This window comes from Mesorhizobium sp. M0152 (assembly GCF_040322415.1).
Classification (GTDB): Bacteria; Pseudomonadota; Alphaproteobacteria; order Rhizobiales; family Rhizobiaceae; genus Mesorhizobium.
This window is the reverse complement of sequence record NZ_JAMYTH010000033.1, coordinates 22,349-48,522: the sequence shown is the minus strand read 5'-3', so window position 1 is coordinate 48,522 and position 26,174 is coordinate 22,349. Positions and strand designations below refer to the sequence as shown.

General features: G+C 63.6%; 22 protein-coding genes and 1 tRNA gene. 12 read left to right on the top strand and 11 right to left on the bottom strand.

Features of this window, described 5'->3' with window-relative positions; translation table 11 throughout:
* The first annotated feature begins 96 nt into the window (after positions 1 to 96).
* Both NKJ26_RS25885 and NKJ26_RS25880 read left to right on the top strand, forming a co-directional pair.
* The gene (locus NKJ26_RS25885; RefSeq protein WP_352698066.1) at positions 97 to 426 is read left to right on the top strand and encodes a protamine-2 (modular protein); all 330 of its coding nucleotides are present in this window, start codon (positions 97 to 99) and stop codon (positions 424 to 426) included.
* Positions 427 to 771: 345 nt separating this feature from the next.
* Entirely contained in the window at positions 772 to 1,599 is an 828-nt protein-coding gene (locus tag NKJ26_RS25880; RefSeq protein ID WP_352698064.1) for a Stf0 family sulfotransferase, read from the top strand.
* Positions 1,600 to 1,630: 31 nt separating this feature from the next.
* On the opposite strand, the gene NKJ26_RS25875 is transcribed toward NKJ26_RS25880, so the two are convergent.
* From NKJ26_RS25875 to NKJ26_RS25860, 4 genes are all read right to left on the bottom strand, one after another.
* Positions 1,631 to 1,704, bottom strand: a tRNA-Gly gene (locus NKJ26_RS25875).
* A gap of 52 nt (positions 1,705 to 1,756) precedes the next feature.
* Entirely contained in the window at positions 1,757 to 3,688 is a 1,932-nt protein-coding gene (locus NKJ26_RS25870) for an acyltransferase family protein (protein ID WP_352698062.1), read from the bottom strand.
* A 213-nt stretch (positions 3,689 to 3,901) separates the two neighbouring features.
* Positions 3,902 to 5,392, bottom strand: a complete 1,491-nt coding sequence (locus NKJ26_RS25865) for a hypothetical protein (RefSeq protein WP_352608028.1) — start codon at positions 5,390 to 5,392, stop codon at positions 3,902 to 3,904.
* Positions 5,393 to 5,566: 174 nt separating this feature from the next.
* Positions 5,567 to 6,592: a glycosyltransferase family 2 protein gene (locus tag NKJ26_RS25860; RefSeq protein ID WP_352608025.1), complete on the bottom strand. Its 1,026-nt coding sequence runs from the start codon at positions 6,590 to 6,592 to the stop codon at positions 5,567 to 5,569.
* A gap of 183 nt (positions 6,593 to 6,775) precedes the next feature.
* On the opposite strand from NKJ26_RS25860, the gene NKJ26_RS25855 reads away from it, so the two are divergent.
* Complete coding sequence (locus tag NKJ26_RS25855) at positions 6,776 to 7,039, top strand: DUF6460 domain-containing protein (protein ID WP_027027632.1); 264 nt, start codon at positions 6,776 to 6,778, stop codon at positions 7,037 to 7,039.
* 4 nt (positions 7,040 to 7,043) lie between these two features.
* Here NKJ26_RS25855 and NKJ26_RS25850 read toward each other — a convergent pair whose 3' ends face one another.
* Complete coding sequence (locus tag NKJ26_RS25850) at positions 7,044 to 7,937, bottom strand: histone deacetylase family protein (protein WP_352698059.1); 894 nt, start codon at positions 7,935 to 7,937, stop codon at positions 7,044 to 7,046.
* A 131-nt stretch (positions 7,938 to 8,068) separates the two neighbouring features.
* On the opposite strand from NKJ26_RS25850, the gene NKJ26_RS25845 reads away from it, so the two are divergent.
* The gene (locus tag NKJ26_RS25845; protein WP_352698077.1) at positions 8,069 to 9,409 is read left to right on the top strand and encodes an MATE family efflux transporter; all 1,341 of its coding nucleotides are present in this window, start codon (positions 8,069 to 8,071) and stop codon (positions 9,407 to 9,409) included.
* A gap of 133 nt (positions 9,410 to 9,542) precedes the next feature.
* Here NKJ26_RS25845 and NKJ26_RS25840 read toward each other — a convergent pair whose 3' ends face one another.
* From NKJ26_RS25840 to NKJ26_RS25830, 3 genes are all read right to left on the bottom strand, one after another.
* The gene (locus NKJ26_RS25840; protein WP_352698057.1) at positions 9,543 to 10,187 is read right to left on the bottom strand and encodes a hypothetical protein; all 645 of its coding nucleotides are present in this window, start codon (positions 10,185 to 10,187) and stop codon (positions 9,543 to 9,545) included.
* 198 nt (positions 10,188 to 10,385) lie between these two features.
* The gene (locus tag NKJ26_RS25835) at positions 10,386 to 11,459 is read right to left on the bottom strand and encodes a quinone-dependent dihydroorotate dehydrogenase (protein ID WP_352698055.1); all 1,074 of its coding nucleotides are present in this window, start codon (positions 11,457 to 11,459) and stop codon (positions 10,386 to 10,388) included.
* Positions 11,456 to 11,806: a DUF952 domain-containing protein gene (locus tag NKJ26_RS25830; RefSeq protein WP_352698053.1), complete on the bottom strand. Its 351-nt coding sequence runs from the start codon at positions 11,804 to 11,806 to the stop codon at positions 11,456 to 11,458. The genes NKJ26_RS25835 and NKJ26_RS25830 overlap by 4 nt, the downstream gene beginning before the upstream one ends.
* Positions 11,807 to 11,912: 106 nt before the next feature.
* Between NKJ26_RS25830 and NKJ26_RS25825 the strand changes: the two genes are divergently transcribed.
* Positions 11,913 to 12,347 (top strand): hypothetical protein, encoded by a 435-nt coding sequence (locus NKJ26_RS25825; protein ID WP_027027637.1) that lies wholly within the window; start codon positions 11,913 to 11,915, stop codon positions 12,345 to 12,347.
* Positions 12,348 to 12,474: 127 nt separating this feature from the next.
* Positions 12,475 to 13,134 carry a response regulator transcription factor gene (locus NKJ26_RS25820; protein WP_352698051.1) on the top strand — a complete coding sequence of 220 codons (660 nt, stop codon included), beginning with the start codon at positions 12,475 to 12,477 and terminating at the stop codon, positions 13,132 to 13,134.
* Between the two features lie 52 nt (positions 13,135 to 13,186).
* Here NKJ26_RS25820 and NKJ26_RS25815 read toward each other — a convergent pair whose 3' ends face one another.
* Positions 13,187 to 13,843 (bottom strand): O-methyltransferase, encoded by a 657-nt coding sequence (locus tag NKJ26_RS25815; RefSeq protein WP_352698049.1) that lies wholly within the window; start codon positions 13,841 to 13,843, stop codon positions 13,187 to 13,189.
* A gap of 93 nt (positions 13,844 to 13,936) precedes the next feature.
* Between NKJ26_RS25815 and NKJ26_RS25810 the strand changes: the two genes are divergently transcribed.
* Positions 13,937 to 14,569 (top strand): TetR/AcrR family transcriptional regulator, encoded by a 633-nt coding sequence (locus NKJ26_RS25810; RefSeq protein WP_352698075.1) that lies wholly within the window; start codon positions 13,937 to 13,939, stop codon positions 14,567 to 14,569.
* Positions 14,570 to 14,599: 30 nt separating this feature from the next.
* Here NKJ26_RS25810 and NKJ26_RS25805 read toward each other — a convergent pair whose 3' ends face one another.
* Positions 14,600 to 18,088 (bottom strand): PAS domain-containing hybrid sensor histidine kinase/response regulator, encoded by a 3,489-nt coding sequence (locus NKJ26_RS25805; protein ID WP_352698047.1) that lies wholly within the window; start codon positions 18,086 to 18,088, stop codon positions 14,600 to 14,602.
* A 276-nt stretch (positions 18,089 to 18,364) separates the two neighbouring features.
* On the opposite strand from NKJ26_RS25805, the gene mscL reads away from it, so the two are divergent.
* Together mscL and NKJ26_RS25795 are read left to right on the top strand one after the other, a co-directional pair.
* Complete coding sequence (gene mscL / locus NKJ26_RS25800; protein WP_352608004.1) at positions 18,365 to 18,787, top strand: large conductance mechanosensitive channel protein MscL; 423 nt, start codon at positions 18,365 to 18,367, stop codon at positions 18,785 to 18,787.
* A 105-nt stretch (positions 18,788 to 18,892) separates the two neighbouring features.
* Positions 18,893 to 20,059: a pyridoxal phosphate-dependent aminotransferase gene (locus tag NKJ26_RS25795; RefSeq protein WP_352698045.1), complete on the top strand. Its 1,167-nt coding sequence runs from the start codon at positions 18,893 to 18,895 to the stop codon at positions 20,057 to 20,059.
* A gap of 117 nt (positions 20,060 to 20,176) precedes the next feature.
* Here NKJ26_RS25795 and hemA read toward each other — a convergent pair whose 3' ends face one another.
* Complete coding sequence (gene hemA, locus NKJ26_RS25790) at positions 20,177 to 21,454, bottom strand: 5-aminolevulinate synthase (protein WP_352698043.1); 1,278 nt, start codon at positions 21,452 to 21,454, stop codon at positions 20,177 to 20,179.
* Between the two features lie 277 nt (positions 21,455 to 21,731).
* Between hemA and galE the strand changes: the two genes are divergently transcribed.
* From galE to NKJ26_RS25775, 3 genes are all read left to right on the top strand, one after another.
* The gene (gene galE, locus NKJ26_RS25785) at positions 21,732 to 22,727 is read left to right on the top strand and encodes a UDP-glucose 4-epimerase GalE (protein WP_352698041.1); all 996 of its coding nucleotides are present in this window, start codon (positions 21,732 to 21,734) and stop codon (positions 22,725 to 22,727) included.
* 109 nt (positions 22,728 to 22,836) lie between these two features.
* Positions 22,837 to 24,087, top strand: a complete 1,251-nt coding sequence (locus tag NKJ26_RS25780) for a D-amino acid dehydrogenase (RefSeq protein ID WP_352698039.1) — start codon at positions 22,837 to 22,839, stop codon at positions 24,085 to 24,087.
* 2 nt (positions 24,088 to 24,089) lie between these two features.
* On the top strand, positions 24,090 to 25,916 hold the full coding sequence (locus tag NKJ26_RS25775; RefSeq protein WP_352698037.1) for an alanine racemase: 1,827 nt from the start codon (positions 24,090 to 24,092) through the stop codon (positions 25,914 to 25,916).
* Positions 25,917 to 26,174: the final 258 nt, after the last annotated feature.

The window sequence follows — 26,174 nt, the reverse complement described above, 5'->3', positions numbered from 1 at the left end:
ATCGCGCCCGCGCGTTCAATGCAGTCGGTGTGCTCGCTGGAGCCTGTTTGGGGCGAGGGAACGAGGTGCCGATGTTCGACAGCTCGGGAGGTTTTGATGGAACGTCGGTTGTTTCTCACTGGAATGCTTGGCGTTGCGGGGGCAGTGGCGCTTGCGAGCGTAGCTGGATCCGGCAAGGCGGTTGCCGGCGTTCCCGCCGGCAACGGAATTCTCGATGAACTGGACAAGCCGGATCCAGCCGTCTTCGAAGGGGACGAGCAGGTCGAACTGGAGCAGGTCTCCCATCGTCGCTGGCATCGACGCTACTACCATCGCCGCCGGGGACGGCGCCGCGTTTGGAGAAGGGTCTGCCGTCGGTACTGGCGCTATGGCCGCCGCCGTGTTCGCTGCTGGCGCGAGCGCGTATGGATCGGCATCTGGCTCTGACCGGCTAGCGCGAGCGATTCCCGAGAAAGTGCGAAAACGGGCTTTCCGTTCAGAGTTGCGCCAAGACAGAGGAGAGAGCGGCTCGGCGTTTGCGTGAACCGCTCACACTGCCGGAAAGGCCGGCCACCGCGGCGTGGCCGGTGCCTTCACTTGGGAAATATGCTGCCATCCACGGATCGCGGTTGATTTTCCCACGCAGCCGGGCCTCGGGCGGACCGCCAACGAGGCAAATTCTTCAAGAGACGGAATTTTATGGAACCCTGATCGGTCTTTCCGCGTTGCATGCCATTAAAGCGGAGTTGTGATTCCTGCCGTATGGCCGTCGAGGAGAGGGGCTGAGTGTCTATGCCGGTGATGGCCTCGAAGGGCCTTGAAGACGGTCATTCCGACCCTGTCGCCTCTGCGACCGAACACGCTTGGAAGGGCGTGGCAATATTGGCCGAGGCCCGCAGCGGCTCCGAATGGCTTGCCAGTCTTGCAAACAGCACCGGACTTTTGGGCAAGTCCAGGGAATGGCTCGATCCGGACCATCTGGGGTTCAAGCCGAAATCGTTTGAAGACCTTCATCGCGCCGTAATCGATCGCGGTGGAACCGCCAATGGCAGGTTCGCCGTAAAGTTGTTTCCGCGGCACCTTCACTGGTCGCAAGCGAAATATGGAGCTGACTTCCTCGCCGAATGCATCAGACGCCATGCCATGGGCCTGATCCTGCTGGAGCGGCGGGACCGCCTTCGTCAGGCAATCTCTTATTGTCGGGCGAAGGTAACCGGCCATTGGAAAAGCACAATGGACGGCAAGGATCTGGTTCCGCAATACGACTTCGCGGTTCTCTGCCAGGTCTATTTCCGGTTGGAGCAGAGCTATGCCTTCTGGGAGGCCTACCTGCGCATGGCCGACTTGCCCTACGACCACTTGTTCTATGAAGATCTGGTGAACGATCCCCGCCCTTACCTCGCCTCGGTGGCCCGGCTTTTGTCGGTTGAAATGCCGGACTGCGAGTTCAAGACGAACTTGCAACTACAACGCGACACATACACCGAAGAGTGGGTGGAGCGGTTCAAGGACGACGCCAAGTCGAAGGGTGTTCTGGCTCACATGCCCGACAAGATGGCGCCGCGGAACATCGACAATCTCGCCCGGTTCCTTCTGAAAAAGCAGATGCGGCTCAGCTAGCCATAAAGCAGGCGCAACGCCTTGCGCCATATGGAGCGGGTAGCGGGAATCGAACCCGCGCGTTCAGCTTGGGAAGCTGACAGGCTACCATTACATCATACCCGCGCGTGCCCTCGTTACCATGAGGATCGGACTTGGGGCAATCGCAAAGCGGTCTTCACAATGCAGGCTGTGGCGGTTCCCCGGATGCCGTCCCGGGATTGCTGCTTTGCTTGGCGATCTCGCTTCCGGTGGCAAAGCTTGGCCAGTATTTCAAGATGGCGAGCGTCGCGCCGGCGGAAGAGAAGTGGCCATAGTCGAAGTAGAGGAATTGCCTGGTGCCGGCATCGGCGTACGAACAGCCGGCTCCATCGCACAGATAGGCCAGCGGATCTATGAAGGTCGCTCCTTTGACGAACGGCAATACCCGCTTGTTGATGTCCGGATCCATGGCCATCGGCCAGGATGTGTTCACGGCATGCTGCCGTTTTGCGAAGAACGCGATCTTCTGGACGTCGGCGATGAATTCGGGAGACTGGCCGATGACATAGACCTTGACGCCCATGTCGCGAAGCCGGTCGATCGTCTTCTGCAGGCCATCGAAGCCCCTGACCTCGTAGTCGGTCCACCGGCCGCTCAGGATCACCGCCTGGATACCGGCATCGCGGATGATCGAAAGCGCCTGTTCGTTGAAACGCGTGCAGGCAGGCCGGGCATACGAAAAATAGCTGAGGTTGGGCGGGCAGCCGGCATAGGTGTACTGAATGACATTGGCCTGGATTTTCTGGGCGTTCGCCTCCAGCCCCGAAACGTAATGGGCGGCGAAGGAATCGCCCCATAGCAGCACATTGCTGGCAAAGCCCCGCGTGCGCGTGCAGTCGGCGAGATTCCAGTCTTCGATCCGGTTCCCGCCCTCGTTGAAACAGATGCCGTTGCGCCAATCGCCCACCTGGATCCGTTCCATCGAGAAGTCCGGGAAGCGTTGCGGAAAGCCATTGCCGAGCGCGCCGGCCAGACCGCCGACGCACAACAAGCTGATCGCTGTCGCCGAAAGGCCGAAGATCGGCAGCGGTGCGGTGAACGCCCGCTTCTGGCGAAAGGGCTGCTCGACATATTTCCAGGAGAATGTCGCGAGCGCGAAACTGGCCACCGTCATGGCGATGATGGTCGGCACGCCAATGGCTTTCAGCGAGAGATAGTGGACGAACGAATTGATCGGCCAGTGAACGAGGTACAGGGAATAGGAGATGAGCCCGACCCAGACCAGAGGGGTCAACCGAAGCACGCGCGTGGCGAGAGTTGCCGGCCTGTCCGCATGATTCTGGCCGGCATAGATGAGCAGGGCCGTCCCGATGCAGGGGAACAGGGCGTTATAGCCCGGAAACGGGTCGCTCTCCGAAATCGTCACGAAGCCGAAGGCGATCAGGGCGAAGCCGGCAAGGCCGATCAGTTCCATCGCCGGTCGGCTGGCAAGCGCCGGGGGCTTCTTCAGCATCAGCATGGCGCCGAGCGCCAGTTCCCAGATGCGTGTCGGCAAGAGATAGAAGCCAGCGGTCGGCGCCAGCGAGGTTGCCATGACCGCCAGGGCAAAGCTGCCGATGGCTATCGGCAGGAGGATCGTGAGCCAGCGCTTCGAGACATATCGGTAGATCAGGTACACAAGGATCGGCGCGAAGATGTAGTACTGCTCCTCGACCGAAAGCGACCACGTGTGCAGCAGCGGCCGCAGTTCGGCGTCGATGGAGAAATAGTTCGTCGTCTTCCAGAAATAGATGTTGGACCAGAAGGTCGAGGCGGCGATCACGCTGAGGCTGAATTCGTGCAGGTCGGACGGCAGCAGGATGAACCAGGCCGCGATGCTCGCGAGCAGGATGACGAAGGTCAACGCCGGCAGGATGCGCCGTGCGCGGCGCCAGTAGAAGCGACCGATCGAGAACTGTCCCCGCTCGAGATCGTCGAGCAGGCTGCCGCTGATCAGATAGCCCGATATGACGAAGAAGATATCGACGCCGGTGAAGCCGCCTGGAATGGCGGACACGCCGAAATGGAAGAGTACGACGGGCAGCACCGCAACGGCCCGCAGGCCATCGATGTCGCGCCTGTAGTTCATTCGACCGGCCCGCACGCCGCCGCCCTTCGTGCGGCCGAGCCCGACACGCCGTTTTCGCGGCGATGCCCTCCGTCATACGAAAAGTCGTGGCGCGTCGATCTCACGGGCTACCCTCTGCGCACAACTTTGCTGCACTGCAATATCAGTGTCAAGGCACATGCGGGTTGTTCGAACGCAGGCGAAGCCGGTTTGTATGGCGCGGCAGATCAGGCGTCAGGCGCCGGGCAGGTAGATCACGGCATTGTCGTCCGCATAGGCCCGTTTCCAGCCCAACTCCGTAAAGAAGGGAATGCGGGTGTCGTTGGCCCCGAGAAGCGCCCAGCCTACGGCGTATTTCTTGAGCTGGGCTTCGAGCAGCGGTTTCCCGTCGCTGTGTCCCGTCGCGTCGTCGGCTTTCGTGAACCCGCCCAGGAACAACTGGTCCGTCCTTCCGTCGATATAGGTCTTGATTTCATGGAAGATCAGCGTGCCGCCGAAATTGTAGGAATTCAGCACGTTACCGGACAAATGGTGGTCCCGCGCGAATGCGAGCGCCCCGCTGGCGGACGTCTTCGCACTTGGCGCGATCTGGTAGGCGCTGCCGAAGATCGAGACCGCGCCGATCAGCAAGACAAGAACCGCGCCGCAAAGCGCATAAAACCGCTTGGCGAAGAATTTTTCCAAACCGTCGCGCCTTTGCGCCAGCCAGGTCGTGGCTGAAAGCGAAGGATATTGCTGTGCGACCTCGATCGCGATCACCAGGGGAACCAGCAGGAAGAACAGATACATGAACCGCTGGTGGCTGAGATAGACATGCAAGGTGAAGACGATGAACAGCGCCTTGGCCCAGCCGATCCGCAGCCGTGATGTCAATAGCGCGAAAAGCGCCAACAGCATCACGGCTTCCTTGAACAGCTCTTCCTGAGCGTTGAAGGGCCGCCACTCCAGGATGAGAGGCACCGCCTCGTTGCCATAGGCGACGGTGAGCGTGGCCAGGATGGCCTTCACGCCATAAGGATGGATCAGGCTGACCAATGGGCACAGCAAGCCGAATGCAATCCATTTAGCCAGAAGTGCGGGTTTCGACAGGCCCGAACGCGCCAGAAGATCCAGCCCGGCGAAGCCGGCGATGACGAAGCTCAAGGTGAACGTGGCATGCAGGTTCGCCCACAACACCACAAGCGCAAGCAGCCACAGGGGCGGCGGTCTTTCGTCCCGCGCCGCGCGAAACAGCATTGCCGTCCAGATGACGATGATCGGCAGAGTGAAGACGTGAGGGCGCGCCGTATAGATCGGGGCGACCAGGAAAGCCGCGACGAAAGCCAGCAGGATCGCCAGTACGGGCTTCAACCATGCGCTTAGGAACCATGCCGTCAGGAAGACCGTCAGGCCGACCGTGGCGATGATCAGTGCGGCGACGCCATTCCAGCCGCCGGCGCTGTAGGCAAGGGCCAGAAGCACCTGCCCCAGCCATTCCTTGGCGATCCAGGGCTGGCCGGCGAACGTATAGGAATAGGGGTCGACGGTCGGAAATGTGCGGTTTGCCAGGAAATCCAGCCCGGCCTTCACTTGCCACCAACTGTCGGGGTCCAGAAGGAGGGCGCTGGCATGCGACGCCAGCACATATGCCACGGCGCAAGCGCAGAAAAGGCAGAATATCAGCCTGCTGCGCTGCGCATCCTCGAGCGACGGGTTGGCCATCGCGATTGCCGCGGCCTGGTTCATCTCGCTTCCGGCCGCTTTGCATTCATTCCGGTCGGCGATCGGCGATCGTCGGTGCCGCCGACGAACACGAAAAGGACCGAGCCCAGCGCCGTGTTGAGAAGCCCGACGGCGCCAAGTCCCGGCAAATCGGACAAAGGGCCGACGCGCCGAGGCCATTCCCGTTGCGCCCGCGCCTCAGCCACGGACGGCTCTTTTCGCCATTTCCTGCAGGCGGTGGACGGGCAGGTCGCTGTTTTCGACCATAGGGCTGCGCGAAACGATCTCATTGACGAAATAGAGCGGCCGCCGCTTGGTTTCCATGTACATGCGGCCGAGATATTCGCCGAAGATGCCAAGCACCAGAAGCTGGACGCTGCCCAGGATAAGCATGATCGCTGCAAGGCTCGTCCAGCCGGGGAGCACGTTGCCGATGGACCATTCGAACAGCGTGTAGCCAAGCACGACCAGCCCGAGCAGGCCGAACATCATTCCCAGCAGCGAGGCGAACCGCAACGGCACGATGGAAAAGCTGGTCATCGCGTCGACCGCCAGGAGAACCATCTTCTTCAGCGGGTAGTGGGTAATGCCGGCAAAGCGCCGGTGCCGTTCATACGAGAAGGCGACCTGCTTCAGCCCGATCCAGCTCACCATGCCGCGAATGAACCTGTAGCGTTCGGGCATCGCGTTCAGATGGTCCAGCGCGCGGCGGCTCATCAGCCGGAAATCCCCGGAATCCGGTGCGATCTCGACATCGACCATCCGGCCTAGCAGGCGATAGAACATCGAGGCGGAAGCCAGCTTGAACCAGCTTTCGCCGTCGCGCTTCACCCTTTGGCCATAGACCACGTCGAAGCCTTCATCCATCTTCGCCAGCATCGCGCCGAGCAGTTCCGGCGGATCCTGAAGATCTGCGTCGAGGATGAGAATGCGCTGGCCGCGGCAGAACTCCAGCCCGGCGCTCAAGGCGATCTGGTGGCCGTAGTTGCGGGCAAGATCGATGGCGACGACATGGTCGTCCTTTTCAGCCAGTTCGAAAATGGCTTCGCGGGTGCCGTCGGTCGCCCCGTCGATGACAAGCACGATCTCGTAGGATGGACTTTGTTCAAGGCATGCGGCGGTGACGCGTCGATGAAGCTCGGCCACGCCGTCGCGCTCATTGTAGCACGGTACGACAACCGACAGCATGACCGCGCGGTGCGCGCCGATTTTTTCCGTTGCCACCAAAAGCCTGGCTCCCGCTCCTTGCAAGGCAATAGCTGCAATTGGTTAGAAAACAGATAAGCCGGCCGGATCGCCGCGCCGTTGCCATCGCGCATAGATCGCGCCTGGCTTGATGGATAGCCGCCAAGCACGTATTCCTGAGTAGGCGCCCCTGAGTCTGGGCGTCCAATCCGGAGGCAGGCCTTGTCCGCACTGACGCGCTTTCTCGGCGACACGCCGTTCAGGGTGATCCTGAAGCTGCTTGTGGTGTCGTTCCTCGTCGGCCTCGTCATGAATGCCTTCGGCTGGTCGCCGGTCGACGTGCTCTATGGCATCCAGAAAATCTTCCGCGACCTCTGGAACCTCGGCTTCAACGCGGTCTATCGTTTTCTCGGCTATATCCTGCTCGGTGCCGCGATCGTCATTCCGGCCTTCATTCTGCTCAGGATCGCCAATTACCGGAAGTGAGCCGTTAGGCGTAGCCTGAGGCGGCCTCGAACAGGATGGCGTGGCGAGCGGCAAGTGCCCGGACATCGGTCGAATAGCCGCCGCCGATGACGCCGCAAACGGGAATGCCGAGCGCGCGAAAATGACCGATGACCGTTTCGTCGCGGGCACGCAGCCCGTCATTGGAAAGCAACAGTCTGCCAAGCCGGTCCTGCGCATGGACGTCGACGCCGGCATTGTAAAAGACGATGTCCCAGTGCGCCCTGGCCGACAGCTCCGGCAGGATGGCGGCGAGCCGTTCGATATAGGCAGCGTCGCCCGTGCCGTCGGGCAGCGCGATGTCGAGGTCGGAGGCGATCTTGCGCGCGGGGTAGTTGCGGTCGCCATGCATGGAAAAGGTGAACACGCGCGGATCGTCAGCGAGAATGTCCGCCGTGCCGTCGCCCTGATGCACGTCGAGATCGACGACCAGGATGTTTTGCGCACCCTCGGCCAGCAGCACCAGCGAGGCGACGGCGACGTCGTTGAAGGTGCAGAAGCCCGCACCTTGCGCGCGCCGCGCATGATGGCTGCCGCCGGCGGTATTGCAGGCAATGCCATGGCCTAGGGCGAGCCGCGCCGCCAGCACGGTGCCGCCGGTGGCAAGCTGCGCGCGCAGCGAGACGCGCGGGCCGACCGGAAAGCCGATCTCGCGCTCGATTTTCTCAGGCACGGCGCACGTGACGACCTGGTCGACATAGTCGCTCCCATGGGCAAGCTTCAGCCATGACGCAGGCGCCCGTTCCGCGATGTTGAGCGCGCCGGCCAGGCCGCCTGCGCGCAAGGCTTCCATCAGCAGTGGATACTTGCTCATCGGAAAGCGGTGGTTGACGGCGAAGCCGGCATCGTAGTCGGGATGATGAACGATCTGCAAAGGCATGAACCGGATCCGGTGGGTTCGCGCCAGACCGGGATTTCGGTTGGCCGTCGCGGCAAGAGTGGTGGCGCGGTGGCCGGAAAATGGGGCACATCGGACGCTCGATCAAGCCGCAATCGCAAGGCCGCAATCCTTTGGACAATGGTGCAATCCCGGCCCACGTCAGGCCCTTTGCCGTCACCAACCGCTCGGTGCTCGCCATCGCGGTGCCGATGACGCTCGCTTATCTGACGACGCCGATGCTCGGCCTTGTCGACACGGCTGTCGTCGGCCAGTTCGGCGACGCCGCCTTGCTCGGCGGCCTGGCGGCCGGCGCGCTGGTCTTCGACGTCGTCTTCACCACCTTCAATTTCCTGCGCTCCGGCACCACCGGTCTCGTCGCCCAGGCTTTCGGGCGCGGCGATGCGCTGGAAGAACAGGCGGTGTTCTGGCGCGCCGTGCTGATCGCGGTCGTCGCCGGCGTCGTGCTGGCGGCCCTTTCGCCGGCGATCGCCGCCGGCGGCCAGTGGTTCATGGATGCCGGACCGCGCGTCAGCGAGGCGATGGGCGTCTATATCCGCATCAGATTGCTCGCCGCACCGTTCTCGCTGATCAACTACGCCATTCTCGGCTATGTCCTCGGCCGAGGCGAGGGCGGGCTCGGGCTGATGCTGCAGCTCGTACTGAACGGCATCAACATCGCGCTCTGCATCCTGCTTGGCCTGGAACTTGGCTGGGGCGTCGCCGGCGTCGCCTGGGCGACGGTCACCGGCGAATTCCTTGCCATGCTGCTCGGCCTCGCCATCGTCATCAGGCGGTTCCGGGCGACACCGCCCTTGCCGCGCCATCGCCTGCTCGACATGACCGCCTTCCTGCACATGCTGTCGCTCAACCGCGACATCATGATCCGCTCGTTCTCGCTGCTCGCCGCCTTCGCGCTGTTCACCCGACAGGGCGCGCAGTTCGGCACGGTGACGCTGGCCGCCAATGCCGTGCTGATGAACTTCTTCCTCGTCGCCGGCTATTTCCTCGACGGTTTCGCCACAGCCGCCGAACAGCTGGCCGGCCGCGCCGTCGGCGCGCGTGCCGCCGCGCCGTTCCGGCGGGCGGTGCGGCTGACCTTGTTCTGGGGCTTCGGGTTGGCCGGGGCCGCAACCCTGGTGCTGCTCTCGGCCGGCGCCGATCTGGTCGCTGTCGTCACGACATCGCAGGAGGTCCGCTCGGTGGCCGACATCTACCTGCCTTGGGCGGCGTTCACAGCGCTGAGCGGCGTGCTGGCGTTTCAGATGGATGGCGTCTTCATCGGCGCGACGTGGTCACGCGACATGCGCAACATGATGCTGTTGTCGTTCCTGGTCTTCGCCACCGCGCTGCTGACGCTGGCACCCGCCTTCGGCAACCACGGCCTGTGGGCGGCGCTGCACGTCTTCCTGCTGGCGCGCGGCTTCAGTCTGCTCGCCATTTTGCGGCTGCGGGTGCGCACGGCTTTTGGTTAGCTGTTGTTTCCAAGGAGCGTTCAGGCGTCAGCCAGCGCAGTTCCAGGAAAAGTGTGAAGCGGTTTCCCGTCCGGAATTGCGCCGAAGCAAAGAGATGGAGCGGCTCGTCGTTTCCATGAAACGATGAACCGTTCTAGAAGCGATAACGGACTCCAACCGTATTCGCGTTGGAACCCTCTCCCATATTTCCAAACGTGCCACCGGCGCCGGATCTGTGGTGGAGTTGATAGACAAGCTCGACGTTGGGAGCTTGCCTTAGCCTGAAAGAAAGCTCCGCGCCGATGAAACCAAGGAACGACGCGTCGCCGTCGTAATAGATTTCGCGTTCGCGTTCGATCTTGGTGGTGCCCGTAACGGCACTCAGACCGGCCGTCAGTGCGGGCGCAATCGCCAGGTCGCCGATGACAAGGCCCTGGTGACGAACCCTAACCCCGGCCCAAACTTCTCCTGAAGTGTCGTCGTCCTCGCCAAATCTTACGGCGGCCCCGGTCACACCGCCAAGAACGAAACCGGCGCCAATATCGGCGAAGTCGCGGCCGTAGGCAGCTCCGATTATGTAATTGTTGGTATAGTCGGCGCCGAAGACGTTGATGGTATTCCCGAAGGACCCGGTCGCAAAGACGCCACCAAAGACATAGACGTCGTTCTTCGTCGGTTGACCGGCAGCGAAAGGATCGTCGGTTGCAAAATAGATGAAGGGAGAACTGTTGTCGGCGAGGGCGCAAGTGACGGAACCGGTTAGGATCAGTGCAGCCAAAGCCGCTTGCACCCCGCGCATGCACAAGCTCCGAATCAATCGTCAATCGATCATCTTTCTTCCGGTATTTCACGGGAAGAAGCAAGTTCCCTGCTTCAGGAATGGAAGAGGCTCTATTCCATTGCTTGACCAAGGTCTCTTTCCGAACTGCGGGTCAGCGCAGCAAATCGGATTCCACTTTGCCAACGCTACCTACTCCACGCCTATAGTCCAGAGCAGTTAGAGCGGCTTTGACGCCCAGGAATCGAGGCGGCTGTCGCGCAACTCGCGAATGGACTTGAGGTTTTCTCTCTCGGCAAAGCGAGCCATGCCGGAAACGATGCGGCCCGGCAGCGCGGGCCCGGCATAGATCATGCTGGTGTAGAGCTGGACGAGGTCGGCGCCGGCACGGATCTTCTCCAGCGCCGCATCGGTGGAATCGACGCCGCCGACGCCGATGATGGCCATCTCGGGACCGAGCAGCTTGCGCATCCTGGCCAGCACGATGGTCGAGCGTTCGAACAGCGGCCTGCCAGAAAGCCCGCCGGTCTCGCGTACAGCTTCGCCGCTGCGCAGCGCTGGCCGGGAGATGGTGGTGTTGGACACGATGACGCCGTCGATCCGCTTTTCGATGACCTCGGTGGCGATGTCCTCCAGTTCGGCTTCGACCAGATCCGGTGCGATCTTGAGGAAGATTGGCGGCTGCGCCGTGGCCGCGGCACGCGCCGCCATGACCCGCGACAACAATTCGCCGAGATGCTCGCGTGCCTGCATGGTGCGCAGGCCCGGCGTGTTGGGCGAGGAGATGTTGACCGTCAAATAGGTCGCATGGGGCGCAAACCTGATGACACCGCGCTCATAGTCCCCGACGCGGTCGTCACTGTCCTTGTTGGCGCCGATGTTGACGCCGACGATGCCGGGACCCCTGCGCGCGGCAAGGCGTCTTTCGGCGGCCGCATGGCCTTCATTGTTGAAGCCCAGCCGGTTGATCACCGCTTCATCCGCCGTCAGCCGGAAGATGCGCGGCTTCGGATTGCCGGCCTGTGGCAGCGGCGTGACCGTGCCGACCTCGGCGAAACCGAAGCCGAGCCCAAGCAGCGCGTCGGGCACCTCGGCGTTCTTGTCGTAGCCGGCCGCCATGCCGAGCGGATTGGGGAAATCGAGGCCGCAAAGGCTGACTTTCAGCCTGGTATCGCGCACCGTCCGTGCGCCAACCGGCAGGCCGCAGCGCAGCGCCGCGATCGACAGGCCATGCGCGGTTTCCGGGTCGAACGTGAACAGCAGCTTCTGGCCAATCCGGTCGAGCACGCTCATTCGGCCTCCATTGCCGGGAATTGGTGCGCGCCGTCGGCGCCGAGCGGCAGCGGCCGGACCCACTTGACGGCTTTCAGGTCCAGCACGCCGTAAAGATGCGGAAACAGCGCGCCGCCACGCGAGACTTCGTATTTCAGGCCGTCGCCCAGGCACGTCCCATCGATGGCGACCAGCAGAAGGTCCGTCTGGCCGGCAAAGTGTTTCGCCGCCGTTTCCCTGACCTGCGCCGCCGTGGAGAAATGGATGAAACCGTCGGCGACGTCGGCTGGCGCCCCGGTGAAACGGCCATTCGTTTCGGCCTCGCGCCAGGCTGCTTCCGGGGTTATCTTGTAGATAATCTGAGACATGGTTGCGCTATAGTCCGAACCAGCCGCGCGGGAAAGGTCACGCCAAGGGTCTTCCCCATTTCCGGCGCAAACATGCGATAAATCCGCTTTGGCCATGGAGGACAACATGCGTCTGCAGCATATTTTGATCCCCGCCGCACTCGTTTCACTGGTCGCGGCTTCAGCTTTTTCGGAAGAAACCGACCGCTACCGGCTGGAAAAGTCGGCCAGCGGCTACATCCGCATGGATACGCAGACCGGCGCGATGTCGATCTGCGAGGAACGCTCGGGCCAGCTTGTCTGCAAGATGGCCGCCGACGAACGCGCCGCCTTCCAGGACGAAGTCGACCGCCTCCAGACCTCCATGAGGGCGATGGACGAGCGCGTCACCAAGCTCGAAAATTCGCTCTCCGCCCGGCTGGAGTCGAAACTGCCGAGCGAGGAGGATTTCAACAAGACGATGAGCTACATGGAGCGCTTCCTGCGCGGCTTCATGGGCATCGTCAAGGATATGGACAAGGACAATGGCGGCGGCGCCCAGCCCAACTCGCAGAAGACCTGAGCGTCCAAAATAGGGAAAACGCCGCGCGCTGGCTTTGCCGCTTGAAAACAGCGCGCGGCCCCTCATAATCGTCCAACTGATCCCGCAAAAAGCTGAAAAATCATCGATGGGATTCGGGGAGGGACATTTGCCGTCAGGCTATTCTTTCGTCATCGCCGACGATCACCCGCTGTTTCGCGGTGCGCTGCGCGAAGCGCTCGCCGGCATCGGCAATGTCGCCGCCATCCACGAGGCCGGCGATTTCGAGAGCGCCAAGGCGCTGCTCGTGGCCAACGAGGATGTCGACCTGGTAATGCTCGACCTGTCGATGCCGGGCGCCAGCGGCCTCTCCGGCTTGATCTCGCTGCGCGGCATCCATCCGGCGGTGCCGTTGGTCGTGGTGTCGGCGCATGACGAGCCGGCGACGATCAGGCGCGCGCTCGACCTCGGAGCATCCGGCTTCATCTCCAAGTCGGCCAGCATGGAAGAGATCCGCGCCGCCGTGCAGTCGGTGCTGGCCGGTGACATCGCCGCACCCGTCGGCGTCGATCTCGGCGTCGAGCGCGATCCCGAAATATCGGACCTGATCAAACGATTGCAGGCGCTGACGCCGCAGCAGACCCGCGTGCTCGGCATGCTGGCCGAGGGCCTGCTCAACAAGCAGATCGCTTATGAACTCGGCGTGTCGGAAGCCACAATCAAGGCGCATGTCTCCGCCATTCTGCAGAAGCTCGGCGTCGACAGCCGCACCCAGGCGGTGATCCTGCTGTCCAAGATCGGCAGCGATCCGCTGCAGCCGGCGAGCTAGCGCCGGGCCACTGGAGCTGGTTCCGTTCGCGCGGGCAGGCTGGCCGCCGGCTTCAGCCTAGCCGCATCGACAGTTCGACGTCGTCGCTGAAAGGCGTGGACATGTAGCCGCCCGTGGGCGAGCGCACGCGCTCCAGATATTCGGGACAGAAATCGGCGTTGTCGGCGATGACCAGCGCACCTGGCCTCAGGCGGCTCTCGACCAGGCTGAGGATCTCCGGGTAGATCGCCTTGGCGCCGTCGAGCAGCAGCAGGTCGATCGTTTCGGGCAGGTCGGCGGCAAGGGTCTCGAGCGCGTCTCCCTCGCGGACCTCCACCAGGTCGATGAGGCCGCCCTCGATCAGGTTGGCCTTGGCCCGCATCACCTTGGACGGCTCGAACTCGGTGGTGATCAGGCGACCGCCGCCATTGTCCCTAAGCGCCGCGGCAAGGTAGAGGCTCGAGATGCCGAACGAAGTTCCGAATTCGATGATCACACGCGCGCCACTGCTTCGCGCCAGCATGTAGAGCAACGTGCCCGTCTCCGGGGAAACAGCAAGCCAGAGATCCTTCAGCCGTCCGTAGAGATCAACATATTCGGTCTTGCTCTCGAGCAGGCGTGTCCGCTCTTCGCGCGACAACTCGGCCGTTGCCGGGCTGGTCGCCGCGTCGGCCTCTTCGAACAGGCGGGCGAGCAGGGACGCCAGCGGGGTGTCGGTCAGGGTGTTCATGACAGTCTCCGGTCAAAAATGAGCGCGTTCTTGCGTCGAGTTCAAAATACGAATAAACCTTCAGGTTTCCAATTCGCATTGCCGAACCGAGATATGACCGAACGCCCAAGCCCTTCGATTTCCTCGCGAAAACAGCCCAAGCAAGCACGTGCGACGGAGCTCGTCGCCGCGATCCTGGAGGCTGCTGTTCAGGTTTTGGCGAGCGAAGGCGCGCAGCGTTTCACCACCACGCGCGTGGCCGAGAAGGCCGGCGTCAGTGTCGGGTCGCTCTATCAGTATTTCCCGAACAAGGCGGCCTTGTTGTTCCGGCTTCAGAGCGACGAATGGCGGCAGACCACCGATCTGCTGCGCGACATCCTTCAGGAGAGCCGGAAACCGCCGCTCGAACGGCTGCGTATCCTGGTCCACGCTTTCGTCCGCTCGGAGTGCGAAGAGGCCGCGGTGCGCGTCGCGCTCAACGACGCCGCTCCCCTCTATCGCCACGCGCCGGAGGCGCACGAGGTCCGGGCCTCCGGAGAACACACCATCCAGACCTTCATGCAGGAGGCGCTGCCCGAGGCCTCTGAAGCGGTCCGTGCCTTGGCCGGCGACCTGGTCACCACCACGCTCGGCGCGGTGGGAAAGCAGTTCTCCGAAACCCCTCGAACGTCTGCCGAGATCGAAGCCTACGCCGACGCCATGGCCGATATGTTCTGCGCCTATCTCAAAAGCCTCGAACATGGCTGATGCAGGCCAGAGGGGGCAAACGCCCTGAAATCATTCGGCCGCCGGCGCCAGTGGCCTGACCCTTGCCATCATCGAGCGCAGCACCGCGGGCTTCAGCGGCTTGTTGATCACCGGAATTTCCAGCCTGCCGGCGTCGGTGCGCACCTCGTTGGAGCGGTCGGCGGTGACCAGCACGGCCGGCAGGTCCTCGCCATGGACCGCGCGCAGCCTGACGATGATGTCGAGGCCGGTTTCGCCGACGAGATGGTAATCGGCAAGGACGATGTCGGGGCGGCCGCTCGCTGCGCTCTGCAGATCCAGCGAGCCGGACACTGTGTCGACGCTGCAGCCCCAGCCTTCGAGCAACAGCCGCATGCCTTCCAGGATGTGGGCATCGTTGTCGATACACAGAACGCGCAGCCCGGCCAGCGAAGCCGTGGCACGGGCAGGAGGCCTGGTTTCGATCTCGCGCCGTCTCTCTTGCACCGCCGCGACAGGCAGGATGACGGAGAAACGCGTGCCCTTGCCCGGATTGGAAAAGATCCGGATCTCCAGGCGCAAGACCCGAGCGATGCGGTCGACGATGGACAGGCCGAGGCCGAGGCCCTCGGCCTCGCGCGCGCCTTCGTCCAGCCGGGTGAATTCATGGAAGACGGTGTTCAGCTTGTCGCCGGCGATGCCGATGCCGGTGTCGATCACCTGGATTTCGGCCAGTTCGCCGCGCCGCCGCACGCCGACCAGGATGCGGCCCTGGCGCGTGTATTTGATGGCATTGGAGACGAGGTTCTGGATCAGGCGGCGCAACAAATTGCGGTCCGTCATCACCGTCAGCGACGACGGCATGATCGTCAGGCCGAGCTTCTTTTCGGCGGCCAGCGGCCGGAAATCGTTGCCGATCTGGCGTAGCAACCCGTCGAGGTTGAAAGCGGTGTCGTCGGGCTTCATCGCGCCGGCATCCAGCCGGGAGATGTCGAGCACGGCGCCGAGAATGGTCTCGACCGATTCCAGCGAGGATTCGATGTTGACCGCCGCCTTGCCGGCCGGTCCCTTGCCGGCCTTTTCGATCAGCGATGAGCAATAGAGCCGGGCGGCGTTCAAGGGCTGGAGGATGTCGTGGCCGGCGGCGGCGAGGAAGCGCGTCTTGCCTAGATTGGCCTCCTCCGCCAGCATCTGCGCCTGTGCCAGTTCCTCATTGACGCGGGTCAGTTCTATCGTGCGGGTCTTGACCCGTTGTTCCAGCGATTCATTGGCACGCTTCAGCGCCAGATCCTGCTCGACGCGCCCGGAAATGTCGGCATAGGTGGCGACGATGCCGCCGTCCGGCATAGGGTTGGAGCGCAGCTCCAGGATGCGGCCGCTGGTCTTCAGCTCCATCTGCCACGGGCTGACGAAACTGGTCAGCCGGTTGAGCATCGTCACGCGCTGATCGGCGGGGATGTCGCCGCGCTCGGCGAGATGGCGCAGGATCTGATCGAGCGAGACGCCGACCTGGCCCATCTCGTCGGGCAGGTCGAACAGCGTCCGGTACTGGCGGTTCCAGCAGATCAGGCGGAAATCGCGGTCGAAGACGGTGATCCCTTGCTCCATCTGGTCGAGCGCGATCTGCAGGAGGTCGCGGTTGTGCTGCAGCGCCTCGGTGGCGTCGTCGAGCAAGCGGAAGGCGTCCCGGGATTCGCGGTCGTGGCGCCGGAACAGCAGCGACAGGATCAGCCGCGCCGACGAAGATCCGACGGCGCTCGCCAGCAACTGCTCGGAAAAGCGGATGACGTCCATGCTCGCCTGTTCGTTGCCGTGTAGCGAAATGCCATTGGTCTTTTCGAACGACTGGAACGAGCGCTCGGTGCGCTCGACGCCGAGATAGCGCGCGATCGTGTCCTTGAGGTCGTTGACGGTAATGGCGGTGCGGAAGCGGCGCAGGCTGGGCATCGGGCCGGCCTCGCGCGGCACGAAGATCGCCGCCTGGATGCGTTCCAGCGGCACCGAGGCGCGGGAGAGCGAGCCCAGGACGAAGAACACGGCGTTGATCGACAAGCTCCACAAGACGCCGTGGTTCAGCGGTTCGGCCACCGTGCCGAACAATGCCTGCGGACGCAGCGCCTCGAAACCGAACAGGCCGTACACGATGATGTCGGTGTCGGTCGCGACAAGCGAGGGCAACAGCAGCGTGTAGCCCCAGATGAGAATCCCGGCGACCATGCCGAGCGCGGCGCCCCGCCCATTGGCGCCGCGCCAGATCAGGCCGCCGATCAGCGCCGGCGCGAACTGGGCGATCGCCGCGAAGGACATCAGGCCGATCGACGACAGGCGCGCGCTGTTGGTGCTCTCGCGGTAGTAGAGGAAGGCGATGAACAGCAGGATGAAGATCGCCCCGCGCCGCACATTGAGGATGAGCGTCGACCAGTCTTCGTTCTCGGACGTCGAGGTCTTGAGCAGGCGGCGCACGAACAGCGGAATGACGAGGTCGTTGGAGATCATGATCGACAGCGCCACGCTTTCGACGATGACCATGGCTGTCGCCGCCGACAGGCCGCCGATGAAGGCCGCCATCGCCAGCAGGTCATGGCCGCTGAACAGGGGCAGCGACAGCACGTAGAGATCGCTGCTGGTCCCGGTGCCGACCAGCGACAGGCCGGCGAACGCGATCGGCAGCACGAACAAATTGATCGCCACGAGATAGAGCGGAAACACCCATGTGGCGGTGCGCAACTCGGCTTCGCCGCGGTTCTCGACGATGGTGACGTAGAACTGGCGCGGCAGCATGATGATGGCGAAGCCGCTCAAGCCGGTCAGCACCAGCCAGGTGGCGAGCGAGGTGTTGTAGCCCATCGCCTGACGCACCTGCGCATTCTGTGCCAGCTTCGCGAACATGTCGCCCGGGCCGCCGAAGATCAGGAAGATGACCATCAGGCCGATCGCCAGGAAAGCGGCGAGCTTGACCACGGTTTCGACCGCCACCGCCAGCACCAGCCCGTCCTGGTGCTCCGTCGCGTCGGCATGGCGGGTGCCGAACAGCACCGCGAACAGCGCCAGGAGCATGGCGACGACCAGCGAGATGTCGCTGACGAACGGATCGAAGGAAGGCGGCGAACCGGTATAATGCTCGACCATCAGGCTGACCGAACCCGAGATCGCCTTCAGCTGCAGCGCGATATAGGGAATCGCGCCGATGGTGGCGATCAGCGTGGCGATCGCCGCGACGGTGAAGCTTTTGCCGTAGCGCGCGCCGAGGAAGTCGGCGATCGAGGTGATCTTCTCGGTCTTGGCCAGCCGCACGATGCGGTTGAGCAAGGGAAAACCGAACACGAACACCAGCACCGGGCCGGTATAGATGCCGAGGAATTCGAGGCCGCGTTCGGAGGAGAGGCCGACCGAGCCGAAGAAGGTCCAGGAGGTGCAGTAGATGGCTAGGCTGAGCGCGTAGATGAAGGGCCGCGCCCGGCTGGACCCGGATTTGGCCGAGCGCCGGTCGCCCAGGCTGGCGATGGCGAACAGCAGCGTCACATAGGCGATCGCGATGATGACGATGAACAAGCCCTGCACGCCTGGAATTTCCTCCTTTGCCGTGTTTCACCCGGCTTGCCCGGACGCAACCACAGCTTGGCGTCCGAGTCCATCGCGGCTTTGGCAGCATGGTCGCGGCCGCGGGAGCGAGACGGCACCATCAAGGCGCGCCCAAGGTACTGCCAGGGAAGGGGAAAGCTGTTGCCTTCCCGCTTTTTGCCGATGTTGCAACCTCAGGTTTTTGTTATGGTGCCCTGGGCCGATGCCGTGGGGATGGGACGGCAGGGCGGCCGCTCATGGATAAGGAGGGTCGGAATGCTGAAAGAATTCCAGGAGTTCATCTCCAAGGGCAACGTGATGGACTTGGCCGTCGGCGTCATCATCGGCGCTGCCTTCGGCAAGATCGTCGATTCGCTGGTCAACGACATCATCATGCCCATCATCGGTGCGATTTTCGGTGGGTTGGACTTCAACAACTATTTCTTTGGATTGTCCTCGAACGTCCATTCGGCCGCGCTGGCCGACGCCAAGAAAGAGGGCGCCGTTTTCGCCTATGGCAGCTTCATCACCGTAGTGCTGAATTTCATCATCCTCGCCTTCATCATCTTCCTCATGGTCAAGGCCGTGAACAATCTGCGCAAGCGGCTCGAGGCCGAGAAGCCGGCACCAGCCGCCGCGCCACCGCCCGCCGACGTCGCGCTGCTCACCGAAATCCGCGATCTTCTCGCCAGGCGTTAACCCGGGCCGCATTGCTGGACCAAAACCCCGGTCGTTCGCGGCCGGGGTTTTCTGTTTCCGTATCTGCTAAGGAGCGCCGACCAACGCCAGACAACGGACCCACCCATGACCCTGATCGACAGCTTGCGTGCCGAAGCCCGCGCCGCGCCCGAAAGCGGCATTGTCGCCGTCGTCAATTACGGCCGCCTGCGCGAGGGCATGATCCCGCTCTGGGCCGGTGAGGGCGATCTGCCGACGCCCGCCTTCATCACCGATGCCGCGTCGAGGGCGCTGGCCGGCGGCGAGACGTTCTACACCTGGCAAAGGGGCATTCCCGATCTCAGGCAGGCGCTGGCCCGCTATTATGCCAGGCATTTCGGCAAGACTTTCCCGGAGGAGCAATTCATCGTCACCGGCTCGGGCATGCATGCCATCCAGCTGGCGCTGGACGCGCTCGCCGGCGCCGGCGACGAGGTCGTTTACCTGTCGCCGGCCTGGCCGAATTTCGATGCTGCCGCCGCCATATCGGGAGCCGTGCCGGTAGCGGTCACGCTCGATCACTCCGGCAATGGCTGGTCCTGCGACGTCGAGAAGATCGCGGCGGCGATCACGCCGCGCACCAAGGCGTTGTTCATCAACACGCCGTCGAACCCGACCGGCTGGACCGCCGATCATGAAACCTTGCAAGCGATCCTCGATCTCGCGCGTGCCAGGAAACTGTGGATCATCGCCGACGAGATCTATTCGCTGTTCCACTACGGCCACGGCCGCGCGCCGTCCTTCCTCGACATCGCGACCGCCGAAGACCGTATCCTGTTCGTCAACAGTTTTTCCAAGAACTGGGCGATGACCGGCTGGCGCGTCGGCTGGATCAAGACGCATCCGAGCTTGCAGCAAGTGTTCGAGAACCTGATCCAGTATTCGAATTCCGGCGTCGCACAGTTCATGCAGCGTGGCGCGGTCGCGGCCCTTGACGGGGGCGACGCCTTCGTCGCCGAGCAGGTGGAACGGGCGCGGAAAGCGCGCGACCTGGTCTGCGGCATTCTGGGCGCCACTGGGCGCGCGCGATTCACCGTGCCGCAGGGCGCCTTCTACCTGTTCTTCACCGTCGACGGCATCGCCGATTCCCGTGCCGCCGCCTTCGAAATCGTCGACAAGGCCAATGTCGGCCTGGCCCCCGGCACCGCTTTCGGCCCCGGCGGCGAAGCCTTCCTCAGGCTGTGCTTCCACCGCCGCCTCGACCAGATCGAGGAAGCGGCGCACCGGCTGGCGAAGTGGATGGAAGCGGTTTGAGAAGCAGGCCGGGCTGGATGCGCGGTAACAGGCTTCGACGTTGCATTCCTCGGCCATGGGAAAGCGTCGCGGCGTTGGAGGTAGGCCTGCTCGACCGACCGCCTGCTGCGGAACGGGCTATCCCCCCGACTTGGGCACCAGCAGCGGAATGACGCGGTCGCTCTTGGCCACGGAGGGCCGGCCGGCCGAACCGTAGGGAATGCCGAGCGCATCCCAGGTCTCGACCAGCGCGTCCCGCAACTCGGCGATCAGCGCGTCGGAATGGAACGGCGTCGGCGTGATGCGCAGCCGTTCGGTGCCGCGCGGCACGGTCGGATAGTTGATCGGCTGGATGTAGAGCCCGTGCACGCCGAGCAGGCGGTCGCTGGCCATCTTGCAGAGTTCGGGGTCGCCGACCAGCACCGGCACGATATGGGTCGGCGAGTCCATCACCGGCAGGCCGGCGGCCGAGAGGACCTGCTTGGTCCTGGCGGCCTGCCGCTGCTGCGCGTCGCGCTCGGCCTGCGAGCGCTTGAGATGGCGGATCGAGGTGGTCGCAGCCGCGGCGATCGCCGGCGGCAGCGCCGTGGTGAAGATGAACCCCGGCGCATAGGAACGCACCGCGTCGATGACAGCGCTGGTGCCGGTGATATAGCCGCCCAGCGTGCCGAATGCCTTGGCGAGCGTGCCTTCGATGATGTCGATGCGGTCGGCCAGGCCCTCGCGCTCGGTGATGCCGCCGCCGCGCGGTCCATACATGCCGACGGCATGGACCTCGTCTATATAGGTCATGGCATTGTAGCGCTCGGCGAGTTCGACGATCTCTCTGATCGGCGCGATGTCGCCGTCCATCGAATAGACGGACTCGAAGACGACCAGCTTGGCGCGTTCGCGGCCGGCGGCCTGCAAAAGGCTTTCCAGATGCGCGACGTCGTTGTGGCGGAAGATCTTCTTCTCGGCGCCCGAGCGCCGCACGCCTTCGATCATCGAGGCGTGGTTCAGCTCGTCCGAGATGATCAGGCAATTGGGCAGAAGCCGGGCAATGGTCGAGATCGAGGCTTCGTTGGAGACGAAGCCGGAAGTGAAGACGAGTGCCGCTTCCTTGTCGTGCAGGTCGGCAAGCTCGACTTCGAGCTCGACCAGCGGGTTCGAGGTGCCCGAAATGTTGCGGGTGCCGCCGGCGCCCGAACCCATCTTGCCGGCCGCATTCTGGAACGCGGCGATGACGTCGGGATGCTGGCCCATGCCGAGATAATCGTTGGAGCACCAGACGGTGATTTCCTCGGCGCGGCCATTGGCACGCCAGATGGCGCGCGGAAACTTGCCCGCGATGCGCTCGAGGTCGGCGAAGACGCGGTAGCGACGCTCCGCATGGAGCTGGTCGATCGCTTCTTCGAAGAACCGCTGGTAGTTCATGTCGGCTTCCCAATTTCGCGCGGGATCATAATCATTGCCCTATTGGTCGTCCACCGGGCCGTTTTGGTCAAAATGCCACGCCCCGGACCTGTTCCTAACGACGGCGGATCGTGGCCTATTCCCCCTCGAGACAAGCTCTGTGGATCACTTTTGTTTCGGCATGATGCCACACCAGGACGGCACTGGTTACCTGTTCTAATGGCCATATGGCAGGCTTTCCAGTAAGGCGGTGTTTGAGACAGTTTCCGATAAATCTTGGATAAGCGAGGATATGCGGATGACGGTTTTGGTGACAGGCGGTGCCGGTTATATCGGCAGCCATATGGTCTGGGAATTGCTGGATGCCGGCGAGAGCGTGATCGTTCTCGACCGGCTTTCCACCGGTTTCGAATGGGCGGTGGCGCCGGAGGCCAAGCTGGTCGTCGGCGATGTCGCCGACAAGGAATTGGTCGGTTCGATCATCAGGGAAAACAAGGTCGACGCGATCATTCATTTCGCCGGTTCCATCGTCGTCCCGGAATCGGTCGCCGACCCGCTCGCCTATTACGAGAACAACACTTGCAAGACCCGCACGCTGATCGAGACGGCGGTGCGCGAAGGCGTGCCCAACTTCATCTTTTCCTCGACCGCCGCCGTCTATGGCGGCGCCGGGCTGGAGCCGGTGCGCGAGGATGCTCGCCTGGCGCCGGAATCGCCCTATGGCCTGTCCAAGCTGATGAGCGAATGGATGCTGCGCGACGCGGCGATCGCGCACGGCCTGCGCTACACCGCGCTACGCTACTTCAACGTCGCCGGCGCCGACCCCAGGGGCCGCACCGGCCAGTCGACGCCGGGCGCCACCCACCTGATCAAGGTCGCCTGCGAGACGGCGCTCGGCAAACGTCCGTTCATGCAGGTGTTCGGCACCGACTATCCGACGCCCGACGGCACCTGCATGCGCGACTATATTCACGTCAGCGACCTGGCGGCGGCGCATCGCCTTGCCTTGCAGCGGCTGCGCGATGGTGGCACCAGCCTCGTAGCCAATTGCGGCTACAGCCATGGCTATTCCGTGCTTGAAGTCATCGACAGCGTGCGGCGCGCCTTCGGCCATGATTTCGAGGTGAAGATGGGCGACCGTCGCCCAGGCGATGCCGCCGCAGTGGTCGCCAATTCGGATCTCGCCCGCGCCGAACTCGGCTGGACCCCGCAACGCGACGATCTCGACCAGATCGTGGCCGACGCGCTCGCCTGGGAGCGCATCCTGACCAGCAAGAACTCCGCGCGGGGGTAAAACGGGTTCTTTGAGGCGTCGGCGCTGCCCCTCATTGCCGCGCGAGGGCTCGTCCCGCGCGCCGAGACGCGCTATTGAGGCTCGTCAGGGTTGATCCTTGGGGGATGGCATGAAAATAACGGTGCTCGGGGCCGGTGTCGTCGGCACGGCGGCCGCCTATTATCTGGCCGGCGATGGCCACGAGGTTACCGTGGTCGAGCGCCACCAGGCGCCGGCGCGCGGCACCAGCCAGTCGAATGCCGGCCTGGTGTCGCCAGGCGATGCCACCGCCTGGGCCTCGCCGGCGGCGCTGAAGACGTTCCTGCGCGGGCTGTACAACCATGATCTCGGCATCAAGGTGCGGCTGCGCTTCGATCCCTATTTCCTCGCCTGGAGCCTGCGCTTCCTGCGCCAGTGCACAAGAGAGCGGCTGCGCGCCAACAGCAAGGTCAAGCTGCGGCTGGCGCTCTATTCGCGCGATTGCATCAACGCCATCTGCGCCGACACCGGCATCGGTTATGACGAGCGCAAGAAGGGCATTCTCTATTTCTTCCGCTCGCAGCACAGTCTCGACACCGGTACCGACAATTACCGCTATCTGGCCGAGCATGGACTGCCGATCGAGATCGTTGGCCGCGACCGTCTTGTCGAGCTTGAACCCGGGCTTGCCGGCGTCAAGGAAAAGATCGCCGGCGGCGTCTATTCGCCGATCGACCAGACCGGCGATTCCCGGCAGTTCGTGGAGAAGCTCGCCGCCCATGCCGCCGAAAAGCTTGGCGTGAAATTTCTCTACGGCACGACGGTTCAGGGCCTCGACATGGAGGGCGGCCGGGTGCGCGCCGTGATGACCTCGGCCGGGCCGGTTACCGGCGACGCGGTGGTCATCTCGATGGGCCCCGAAAGCGGCCTGCTCGGCCGGCGCTACGGCATCGATCTGCCTGTCTATCCGGTGAAGGGCTACACAGCGACGATTCCCTTGGAGGACGAGGCCAAGGGCCCGACCATGGGCGGCGCCGACGAGGACCAGCTGATCGCCTATTCCAGGCTCGGCAACCGGCTGCGGCTCGCCTCGACCGCCGAATTCACCGGCTTCGACCGCACTTACAGGCCGAGCGATTTCGCCGCGATGTTCAGGACCGGCAAGGACCTATTCCCAGGCGCCTTCGACGAGAAGAAGGCGGAGCTGTGGGCAGGCCTGCGGCCGATGATGCCGAATTCGGTGCCGGTCATCGGCCGGGCGCGTTACGAAAACCTCTATCTCGACACCGGCCACGGCCATGTCGGCTGGACCATGGCCTGCGGCTCGGGGAAATTCCTTGCCGACCTCGTCGCCGGCCGCAAGCCCGAGATCGACCCGCAGGGCCTGGTCTACGGAGGCTAGGGATGTCGGGACCGCAAGTCGCCATCGACCTTGGACGCATCGAGCGCAACGCCCGCACGATCGTCGAGCGTTGCGCGCTGTCTGAAATCAAGGTGTTCGGCGTCACCAAGGGCACCTGCGGCATGCCGCAAGTGGCGCGCGCCATGCTGCGCGGCGGCGTCGCCGGCATTGCCGAATCGCGCTTCGAAAACATCCGCCGGCTACGCGACAGCGGCATCAACGCGCCGATCATGCTGCTGCGCAGCCCGCCAATGGCGCGCGTCGAGGAAGTGGTGCGCACCGTTGACGTCAGCTTGCAGTCGGAACTCGCCACCATCCGCGAGATCTCGCGCATTGCCGAGCGCATGGGCCGCGTCCACGACATCATGCTGATGATCGATCTCGGCGATCTCCGCGAAGGCATCTGGCCGAACGACCTCATTCCGACGGTCGAGCAGGTCCTGCAACTGAAGGGCGTGCGCATCGCCGGCATCGGCACCAATCTCGGTTGCTTCGGCGCCATCATGCCGACGCCGGAAAACCTCGGCCAGCTCGTCGCCCATGCCTACAAGACCGAGCGCCTGTCCGGCAAAAGCCTCGACTGGATCTCGGGCGGCGCCTCGTCGTCGCTGCCGCTGCTGCTTGAAGGCAGGCTGCCCGCCGGCATCAACAATCTGCGTGTCGGCGAGGCGATCCTGCAAGGCGGCGTCGAGACCTTCCGCGATGTGCCGTGGGCCGAACTCGAACCCGATGCCTGCCGGCTGACCAGCGACATCATCGAGGTCAAGCTCAAGCCGTCACGACCGATCGGCCAGTCCGGCTACGACGCCTTCGGCAACCAGCCGGTCTTCCCCGACGAGGGCGACCGGCTGCGCGCCATTGCCAATATCGGCCGCGAGGACGTGCTGGTCGAGGGCCTGATGCCGATCGCCAAAGGGGTACGGGTGCTCGGCGCCTCCAGCGACCATCTGCTGCTCGACGTGCAGGACGCCGATCCGCCGCCTTCCGTCGGCGACCGCGTCGCCTTCCGTATGAGCTACGGCGCCATGCTGCTGGCCATGACTTCGGAATATGTCGAGAAGGCGCCGATGCACGATGTCGCGGATTTTTCCGGCCGCAAGATGGTTTCCATCTCGGCCGAACTGGAAGCCGCCGGCATTCTCGCCCGCGAGGGCACCGGCGCGCGGTTGGAAGCGATGAATTTCGACGTCGTCGAATTGGCCGATGTCGAACGGCCTCCCTCAGGGCTGATCCGCCTGAGTGCGGGCGCCGACCGTCGCATCGCCCACAAGGCGCTCACCGCAACGGCGCGCGCGACGCATTCCTTCGGGCTGATCTGGATCGATTCCATCGCCGCCCTGATGCCCGAGGACGAGGACGGCATCGACCTGCCGGAAGCCTCGGTGCTGGCGCGCGCGCTCTGCCTCGATCACAAGGCGGGCGCATTGCAGCCGCAGCTGTCGCCGGAAAACGTCGTCATCGTCGGCCTGCGTCATGCCGACCCGGCGGAAGCGCGGGTTCTGAAGGATTCGCGCGTCTCGGCCTTCACCATGACCGACATCGACGCCATGGGCATGCGCGACCTGATGCACGAGGCGATCCGCATCGCCAGCTCGGGCACGCAAGGTTTTCATGTCTCCTATTCGCCTGACGTCACCGAATTTGCCGGCTGGGCGGCGGGATCCGGTGGGCTGACCGTGCGCGAGACGCATCAGGCGATGGAGGCGATCGCGCTGTCGGGCGGGCTGTTGTCGATGAATGTTTCCGGCCTGACCGCCGATCTGGATCCACGGATCGCCGCGGATGCGGTCAACTTCGTCATGTCGGCCTTCGGCAAGCGGATCTTGTAGTCAGGTTGCGACACGGCGATTCCGACAAGTTGGCAACCGTTCGATAGCCTCTTGCGGAAACAGATTTCAATCGTCTGAGATAACCTCAGGCCCTCCCCAACTTCGTCATCCTAGGGCGGAGCAGGAGCGAAGCTCCGTCGTGCAGACCCTAGGATCCATGCCGCGACTTCGGAGCGATGCTACGGTGCAAACTTCCCTTCCGCTGCATTCCTCGGCAGGCGTCGCGGCATGGATCCTGGGGTCTGCGTTGCGTCGCTT